Below are 7,231 nucleotides of genomic sequence, written 5' to 3'. Positions count from 1 at the left end.
AAATCCACCAAACAGGAAAGGCGTCGGGCAGGGGGTGAGCCGGGCAGGGCCCGGTCGATCCTCCGGCACGGCTGCGGTTCGACCGCGATCCGCGCCCCCGGCGCGGATCACATCCGATCTTCTCTCCGAAGATGGATGGGCAGGAGGGCAGTTCTACAGGGGGCAGCTCTACCCGCGCGAGGCGCGCGGGGAGGTCGCAAAAGGGATCGTCACCCGGATGGGCCGAGACGGCGGGACTGGACCGACCATGCCGCCACGCCGGGCGCTGGCTCGATACGAGACAGGGGCCAGCGCTTTCCGGCGGCAGGGAGGGAAGGGATCAGAGGCTCGGGGCGCGCGGACGCCCAAGGGCGGCCGAAGCCTGGAGCCCGGTCACGCGCAATCCGCGCGGGATTTGCCGAATAGCTGGCGTATCGACCCCCAACCCTGCACCTGACGAGAGCCGAAAACCGCGAAGCACCGCCCGATCCTCATGCCCTCGGGCGCTGAAAAGCGCCGGGGGCGGCCGAAGCCGCCCCCTTCACCGCTCATTCCTCGATGGGGTTGTCGGTGTCGTCGTGCTCCCTGGGCTCGAACAGCACCAGCTCGCCGCTGATCGGGACGGCCGAGAGCCTGATCTTCATGAAGCTCTTGGAGCCTTCGCGCTGAAGGAAGGCCACCCCGACGCGGTTGAAGTAGGTCTTGCCGTTGACTTCGACGGGGGCGGTGACGGTGTAGGTCTTGCTCATGGCGGTTCTCCTTTGTTTCCGATGCAAACGGAAAGGCCCGCCCCCCAGGCAGCCCGATCAACAGCGATTTTGGCCCGCGAGGAAGGCCGCAGGTCGGGGAAAATCGTTGTTGAAAGCCCGGTCGCCGGGCTGGTCGGGATGCGGGGCGGGCCAGATTGCATCTTCAAGGAAACGAGAGGGGAACCGCGCAAGACCTGGCGGCACTTCGATCACCGGACGAAACGGCATGACTGCAACTGCGTGTGGGAGGTTTCCCGGCGAAGGCTTGCGCCATGAAGATCTGGCAGGCTTACCGATGGCGGGCCGGTGCTGTTCGAGCCCGGGCACGGCTGACAAGACAGCCAGAGGAAGGAGCGGTTGGGGGCGTATTGACCGCCCCCATGAGGGGCATGAGGATCGGGTTCCAGAGGTTCCGGCTTGGGCAGCTACCTCGGTGGGAGCCTCCTGCACCCTTGAAATCTCGCCATCTGGAAAGTAAAATATCCGAGGCTGCCGACCGCCTTGGCTACATGCGACCTAAAGGCCGGTAGAAGACCCAGCTACCACAGAAGCAACTTCCGATGAATTGCGGGCATGGTGGCATTAAACGCTTGTTGCCCCGCTCAGACCCGCAAGGATTCTGGAGTTATTCCGATGAGTGTAAGACACCATAGTGTGGCGTTTCTGCGCGCCAACACCCCTGGCCTTCGTGTTGCACATGCCCATGAAATCGTAGCCGCCTTCTTCGGTTACAAGAGTAACATCGCCCTCAAGTCGGACGCGGCCTACCCAATCGACGACATCGCAAAGGCGCAAACAATGGTGCCTGATGTTGAGGGAATCAAAACGAGGCTAGCGAAGTTGATCGGCCTGCCGGCAGCCATACCTTCGGCGTTTGAAATCGCTGACATGTTGACCAGATTCCTTGTGGACAACGGATGGTTCGGCGGCACAGTTTGGCTATACGAAACCGTCGAAAACTATGTCACAGAGGTCTATCTCGTGGAGAAGGACTACGAGATCATGAACCAGCTATCGGGCGTCATGGCAGAAACAAACGCCTACTTCGATGAAGCCTATTTTGAAGAGGTGGAGGTCACGCGCACCAATGATGGCATGATCATCGAAGCCGCCGGTCAATACTATGGCAGCAACGATCCAGACCGCGTGTTCGCGGGTGATACAATCGACATGACCGCAACCATAAAACTCGATCGCGTGGCTGGGCATACCTGCTTTGGCGAGGAAGATTTCATGATTGGTGGCGAGCTGAACGACGATTGGTATGAGGATGCCTGAACAGATGAAGGCCCGCGTTCAGCGGGCTTTCTCTCTCCTATTGAAAGGACATACTCGCGAACAGTTATCGCCGTTGCGACTGGTCTGAATGTCGCCAGCAGGCTCTGCCCGCCATGCGCCCTGCATGGCACCCTGCGCGGGTAGCGCATGTCCGGCCCGGCGCGGCTCCGGGGAGCTGCGCCGGGCCGGACTACAGGAACAACGGATCGACCTGCCCCCCGCAGAATAGCCCCCCTGACGGGGCTGCTATCACTCCAAGGCCCTGATCCCGATCAATCTGTGCGCGTGACCTTGCTGACGCGCCTGTCCTTCGCCGCCTCCACGAAACGGGACAGGACTTGCTTGTGGAAAGCGGAACTGAACTTGCCGATGCGGCCATTCGGCTCAAGATAGAACGAGGATTCCAGATAGTCGTGATTATACTCGTCGAGCATGATCCAGAGCCGCAGATCGGCGGCGAGACCAGCCCGGACCCGCTCCATCTGGGGGATTTCGACGGCGAGGCGATCCCGTCCCGGTTCGGTCTTGGTGATCGCCAGAATGAACAGGTCGGTGCGGCCATCGGCTGCGGCCACGGTGGCGACGAAGGCGGTGGGGCGCGTCTTGCGCCCCTCGGTTTCACCGCGTTCGTGCTGCCAGCGCCAGAGGTAGTTGTAGGACCACACATCCCCTTGTTCGGGGCGGCTCATGCCTTGCCTTCCTCATCGAGACCAGACAGAGCAGTTTCCAGCTTCGCCAGATGCTCGTCCGGCATGTCCTCGACCGCGATGGTCTGGCGCTCGTCTTTCGGAAAGCGGCTCTCGTAGGCGTGGATGCTCATCAGCACATAGCGCGGGGTCTTGTGCTTGGTGATCGCAACCGGCTCCTGGCTGGCCGCGTCGAGCACGTCGCCGAGGGTGCGCTTGAGTTCGGACGATGGAAAGGAACGCATTGCAAGTCCTCCTTTGGTCTAAAATAGGCATTTGAGACCAAACAGGCAAGTGCTTTCCAGAAAAAAGCCGCCCCCGAGGGGACGGCAGTTGATCCCCACCATGAGGATTCGGGGTTCAGTCGCGGCTGCGGCCGCGCGGGTCGATGATCCAGCCCCCGGCGGGCAGCCGCTCGATGCTGGCCGTCTCGCCGTGCTGGTCGATGAAGATACGGTCGGCCTCGGCCTTCCGTCCGGCATGGAGTTCGCTGGCGCGGTGGCCGGATGGGCGGCGGCACCAGATGCCCGGGGCCTTGCCGCATTCCGGGCAGCGCACGGCAAGGACGGGGTGAGCGTGGGCGGTGAAGTCTGGCATGTCATTGACCATCGAAATAGGCGGGCCGGGCGGCAATCTCGGCCTCATAGAGAGAAGCCGCGAAGAGCGGCATCTTGCGGTCCAGCCTCCGGCGCAGGTTGGCGCGGCGCACCCGTGCCTTGGCCTCAAGGCTCCAGCGTCGGCTTTTCCGTTCCGGCAGGAGCGGCTGGCAGAACACGGCGTAACCTGTGCCGGGTTTCCAGAGTGCCATGATCCCGGCGGGGATACCCGAGCCGGGAGTGTCGATGCTGACAAGAACGCGGTCGCCGGGGCAAGGGATATGGGGATTTCCCCATGCAAGGGTGAAGCGATACATCGGCATGGCCTTCGGTGGTGGCGGGGCGGCTGACGCCGCCCCGTCCGGTTTCAGAGGCAATCGGGAACCCATGCGTCGATCCGGGCCTTCTGATCCGCCGTGACGCCTTGCACCGCCTGATATTCGGCATCCGAGAACAGGCGCTCCATCGACGCGGCCTTGTCGGCCTTCTTCTTGGCCCGGAAGCCTTTCAGGCGCAGGTCGGTGCCCGAGAGGTCCAGCAGGTCCGAGAACAGATCGTCCAGATACCCCCCGGAAACCCGGTTGAAGAAATTCTCGGCGGTCGGCGTCCAGACCTTGCGGATGCTGGCCCCGCTGTCGGCCTCGATCAGCGCGAAGAACTCCCCGCCTCCCGCGCCATAGGGCAGAGTGCGCGCGATCCCCTCCGTGATGGCTGCGTTGCGGGTTTTCTTGCCCTTGGTGGAGAAGCTGCGGAACGCCTCGGCCAGATCGTCCACCTTGAGTTCGGGACGGCTCCACGCCTCATGCGCAGCCGGGGGATGGTTCAGGCGGTCGTTCTCTACCAGCCCCTCGGTCTTGGTGGGTCGATTGGTGGGCCTGCCCGGCGTGAGGTCGAACACGGTGGTCGAGACACCCGAGGCCATGGACAGACCGAAGGCAAGAAGATCGAGCACCAGTTCCGGCTTCGCCAGCAGGGCCGTCTGGACCGCCGCGAGGCGAACCGCCTTCATGTCCTGCACCAGTGCCCCGGAATAGGGCGACTTCGGCGCGTCGGACACTTCTTCATCATCGCCCGTGTCGCGGGTCGCGTGAACCGAGGCGCGCAGGAACCCGGCTTCGATGGCGGCGGGCTTGTCCTCGGGCAGCACCAGACCTTCGGCGCGGGACAGCACCCCTTGGCCGTTGACATAGACCATCACCCCGGACAGCGCCCGTTGCCCTTCCGTATAACCGCCGTCGAGCATGTCTTGCAGTTCGGCCAGCCGCTCCGTCTCGGCCTCGTCCAGTGCTTCGGCCTCCGCGAGTTGGGCCAGTTCGTCATACTCGTTGGTCTCGTCCTCGGTGAGTTCGCCTTCCTCGGGATAGAGCCGGGCGAAGTCGCTTTCCTCCAACTGGTAGTAGCCGATGGACCCTTCGGTGTAGGTTTCCGCCCATTTCCACCCCTCGGCCTGCGCAGCCTCGGCGGCTTCGGCCAGTTTGGCGGCGAACAGATCGTCCAGCAGACCGGCATCCTCAACGAACACATCCTGCGAGAACAGATCGCGGGTCACGGCCCCGCCTGCGGCCTCATAGGCTTCCAGCGTGACGAAGCGCACCCGGCGGTCGGTCGGGCGGATGCTGCCCGATTGCAGCAACTGCCGCAGGCCGTGTTCCGACATTTGCCGCCCCCGGAGTTCATCCAGCACGGAAAGGGCGCGGACCTCGTCGTTGCAGAGGGTGAACAGCGTGGCGTGGCCATAGCTGATTTCCCCGGCGCGCAGCGCGTCCAGAACCGGCCCGGGCAAGGTCGCCAATTTCAGCCTGCGGCGGACATGCGCCTCGGTGACGGCGAAGGCGGCGGCGATGGCCGAAATACCAGCCCCGGTTTCGGCCATCCGGCCATAGGCGCGGATTTCGTCGGCAGGATGCAGGGCCTCGCGGGCCGTGTTCTCCGCCGTAGCCCATGCCAGAGCGGTTTCGGCATCGGGGGCGATCCGCACCGGGACAAAGGCGAGGTCCGGGCGGCGTTCCACGGCAAGGCGCAGCGCGGCCAGACGGCGACCGCCATAGACGATGCCAATCCGGCCATCCTCATCGCGCAGACCGCCAAGGTTCTGCATCAGGCCGCAGGCGACAAGGCTGTCGGCCATGAGTGCGATGCCTTCGGAGTCATGCTCCTGCCGGGGATTCAGGGTCGAAAGGTAGAGGTCGGCCAGCGGGAAAATCTCGGTGGCGGGCGCAAGGGTCTTGATGATGGCGTTCATAGCCGTGTCCTTTCAAGGTGGGGGCGGGGGGCCGGCCCGGGGGGGGGGCGCGCCCCCCCGCCGTGGGGGTGCCCCGGCCCGGGGGGCCCGACGACGCGGCCACGCGGCGCTTGCCCATTGACCGGCCCGACCGGGGATGTTGGGCGGACCTCGAAAGAAACCGAAAAATCGTCGGGGCGGGGGTGAGCCGGGCAAGGCCCGGTCGATCCCCCGACACGGCATTTCCCCCAAGGGATGGCGTTCGGCCCTGCCGAACCCGTCCCGATCCGCGCGCCCCCGCGCGGATCGCCGCATCCGCAAAAGGGATCATCACCCGTCTGGGCCGAAACCCGGCACTCCGGGCGACCATGCCGCCACGGATGGCGGGGGCTCGGATGAGACCGCGGCGACCGTCCTGCGCCGGCAGGGAGAACGGGGGGCAGGGGTTCGGGGCGCGGGCCGGAGTGTCCGGCCGTAGCCTGGAGCCCGGTCCCGCGCGTAGTGCGGGATTTGCCTCGCAACACTTCCGATCAAAGCGAACGAAGCTTGGGAGAGGGAGCTCCCGGATCAGCTCGTCTTGATAGACTTTGCCCGACCAACACTATAGCAGGCCAACCCCCACTCCGATGCCGGCCACCCCTGTCGGACAAATCGTCGCAGGTGAACGCTAACACACTCGCGTTCTACGAAAAACGTAGAGAAAGCTGAACACCGCAGGTTGCAGTGCGGATTCCCGCTCGCTACCGTTCATCAACGTGTTTGTCGTTAGGGGGTAGGTCTCATGAGGACTTTCAGCGAGTTCCAGATCATCGGCCATGTCGGAAAAGTCCATATGGTTGGACAGACATTGCGCATCACGATCTCCGCCGAATATGGGAAGAAGGATGAGGAAGGCCGCTTCGTCTCCAAACCCTATTGGAACGAGGTAACGATTTTCAAAACATCCCGATACGATTGGATCAAGAAAAACATTTCGGCGGGTGATCTTGTTATCGCCATGGGAACCATGCGCCAGACAAACTATGACAAAGATGGGCAAACCATCTATACTGTAACGCTGGCCGCTGATGAGTTCGACTTGTTGGCAAAGAAGGCGAACGCGGCAGCCTGATCCCACCTTCCTAACCCGTATCTTATAGCGAGCCCTTTTTTAAAGGACCGGCGTCGGCTTGCTCCCAAGTGCAGGAAGTCTGTATGAGCGAATCGTTCCGAATCTTTTCCCCTGTTATTACCTCGGATGGGCTCACCGAATATAGACTCATTGGAGATGGCGTTGAATACGAGGTAGGGGGAAAGCGGTTCACCCGTCTGAATCTCTGGGAAGAAGCGGACGGCAGCGATCTCCTGTTCTGGAGCGACATGGACCCGCCCAGTTTACCTTTGGCGGCCAACCGCGATTCATCTGAGGATGAGTAAACTTCGCCCTGCGGCCTAACTTACCGTCGGATATGCTCCGGCAGCATATGCGCTATCAGGCCAGTTGATAATTGTATGTTGCCATTTGGCAGTTGCCTTTTGGCAGTTGGCAGTTGCCGATTCTCATACCAGTCTGCTGGCGGCAACCTTCATGAGCGCGACAGGCAGGGGTAGACACCTGAGTCCCTCCCCCATCCAGCCCGAAGGGCCTGCGGCGCGCATAGCGCCGGTCCGGGATTGACGGGGCCGCCGGCCCCTGCGGTCCCGGACACCCTTGGACGGGTTGAACCGAAAAACAAGAAAACC

Annotated in this window: 9 protein-coding genes; 3 read left to right on the top strand and 6 right to left on the bottom strand. The window is 63.0% G+C overall.

What is annotated here, in order from left to right:
* Positions 1-527 precede the first annotated feature (527 nt).
* A complete protein-coding gene (locus tag XINFAN_RS21565) occupies positions 528-728 on the bottom strand; it encodes a hypothetical protein (RefSeq protein WP_124088896.1) in 201 nt (66 codons plus the stop codon).
* Positions 729-1,382: 654 nt separating this feature from the next.
* Between XINFAN_RS21565 and XINFAN_RS21560 the strand changes: the two genes are divergently transcribed.
* On the top strand, positions 1,383-2,006 hold the full coding sequence (locus XINFAN_RS21560; RefSeq protein ID WP_124088895.1) for a hypothetical protein: 624 nt from the start codon (positions 1,383-1,385) through the stop codon (positions 2,004-2,006).
* 272 nt (positions 2,007-2,278) lie between these two features.
* On the opposite strand, the gene XINFAN_RS21555 is transcribed toward XINFAN_RS21560, so the two are convergent.
* From XINFAN_RS21555 to XINFAN_RS21535, 5 genes are all read right to left on the bottom strand, one after another.
* The gene (locus XINFAN_RS21555; RefSeq protein ID WP_124088894.1) at positions 2,279-2,695 is read right to left on the bottom strand and encodes a hypothetical protein; all 417 of its coding nucleotides are present in this window, start codon (positions 2,693-2,695) and stop codon (positions 2,279-2,281) included.
* Positions 2,692-2,937: a type II toxin-antitoxin system Phd/YefM family antitoxin gene (locus XINFAN_RS21550; RefSeq protein WP_124088893.1), complete on the bottom strand. Its 246-nt coding sequence runs from the start codon at positions 2,935-2,937 to the stop codon at positions 2,692-2,694. Before XINFAN_RS21550 ends, XINFAN_RS21555 begins: the two co-directional genes overlap by 4 nt.
* 115 nt (positions 2,938-3,052) lie before the next feature.
* A complete protein-coding gene (locus XINFAN_RS21545) occupies positions 3,053-3,289 on the bottom strand; it encodes a zinc finger domain-containing protein (protein WP_124088892.1) in 237 nt (78 codons plus the stop codon).
* Position 3,290: 1 nt separating this feature from the next.
* On the bottom strand, positions 3,291-3,605 hold the full coding sequence (locus XINFAN_RS21540) for a theronine dehydrogenase (RefSeq protein WP_124088891.1): 315 nt from the start codon (positions 3,603-3,605) through the stop codon (positions 3,291-3,293).
* A 50-nt stretch (positions 3,606-3,655) separates the two neighbouring features.
* Positions 3,656-5,530, bottom strand: a complete 1,875-nt coding sequence (locus tag XINFAN_RS21535; protein WP_124088890.1) for a ParB/RepB/Spo0J family partition protein — start codon at positions 5,528-5,530, stop codon at positions 3,656-3,658.
* A 760-nt stretch (positions 5,531-6,290) separates the two neighbouring features.
* Here XINFAN_RS21535 and XINFAN_RS21530 point away from each other — a divergent pair.
* Positions 6,291-6,620 (top strand): single-stranded DNA-binding protein, encoded by a 330-nt coding sequence (locus XINFAN_RS21530; RefSeq protein ID WP_124088889.1) that lies wholly within the window; start codon positions 6,291-6,293, stop codon positions 6,618-6,620.
* Positions 6,621-6,703: 83 nt separating this feature from the next.
* Complete coding sequence (locus XINFAN_RS21525; protein WP_124088888.1) at positions 6,704-6,925, top strand: hypothetical protein; 222 nt, start codon at positions 6,704-6,706, stop codon at positions 6,923-6,925.
* The last annotated feature ends 306 nt before the right edge of the window (positions 6,926-7,231 follow it).

Source organism: Pseudogemmobacter humi (genome assembly GCF_900609055.1).
Lineage (GTDB): Bacteria > Pseudomonadota > Alphaproteobacteria > Rhodobacterales > Rhodobacteraceae > Pseudogemmobacter > Pseudogemmobacter humi.
Note: the sequence above shows the minus strand (reverse complement) of the source record. Positions and strands in the feature narration are given on the sequence as shown.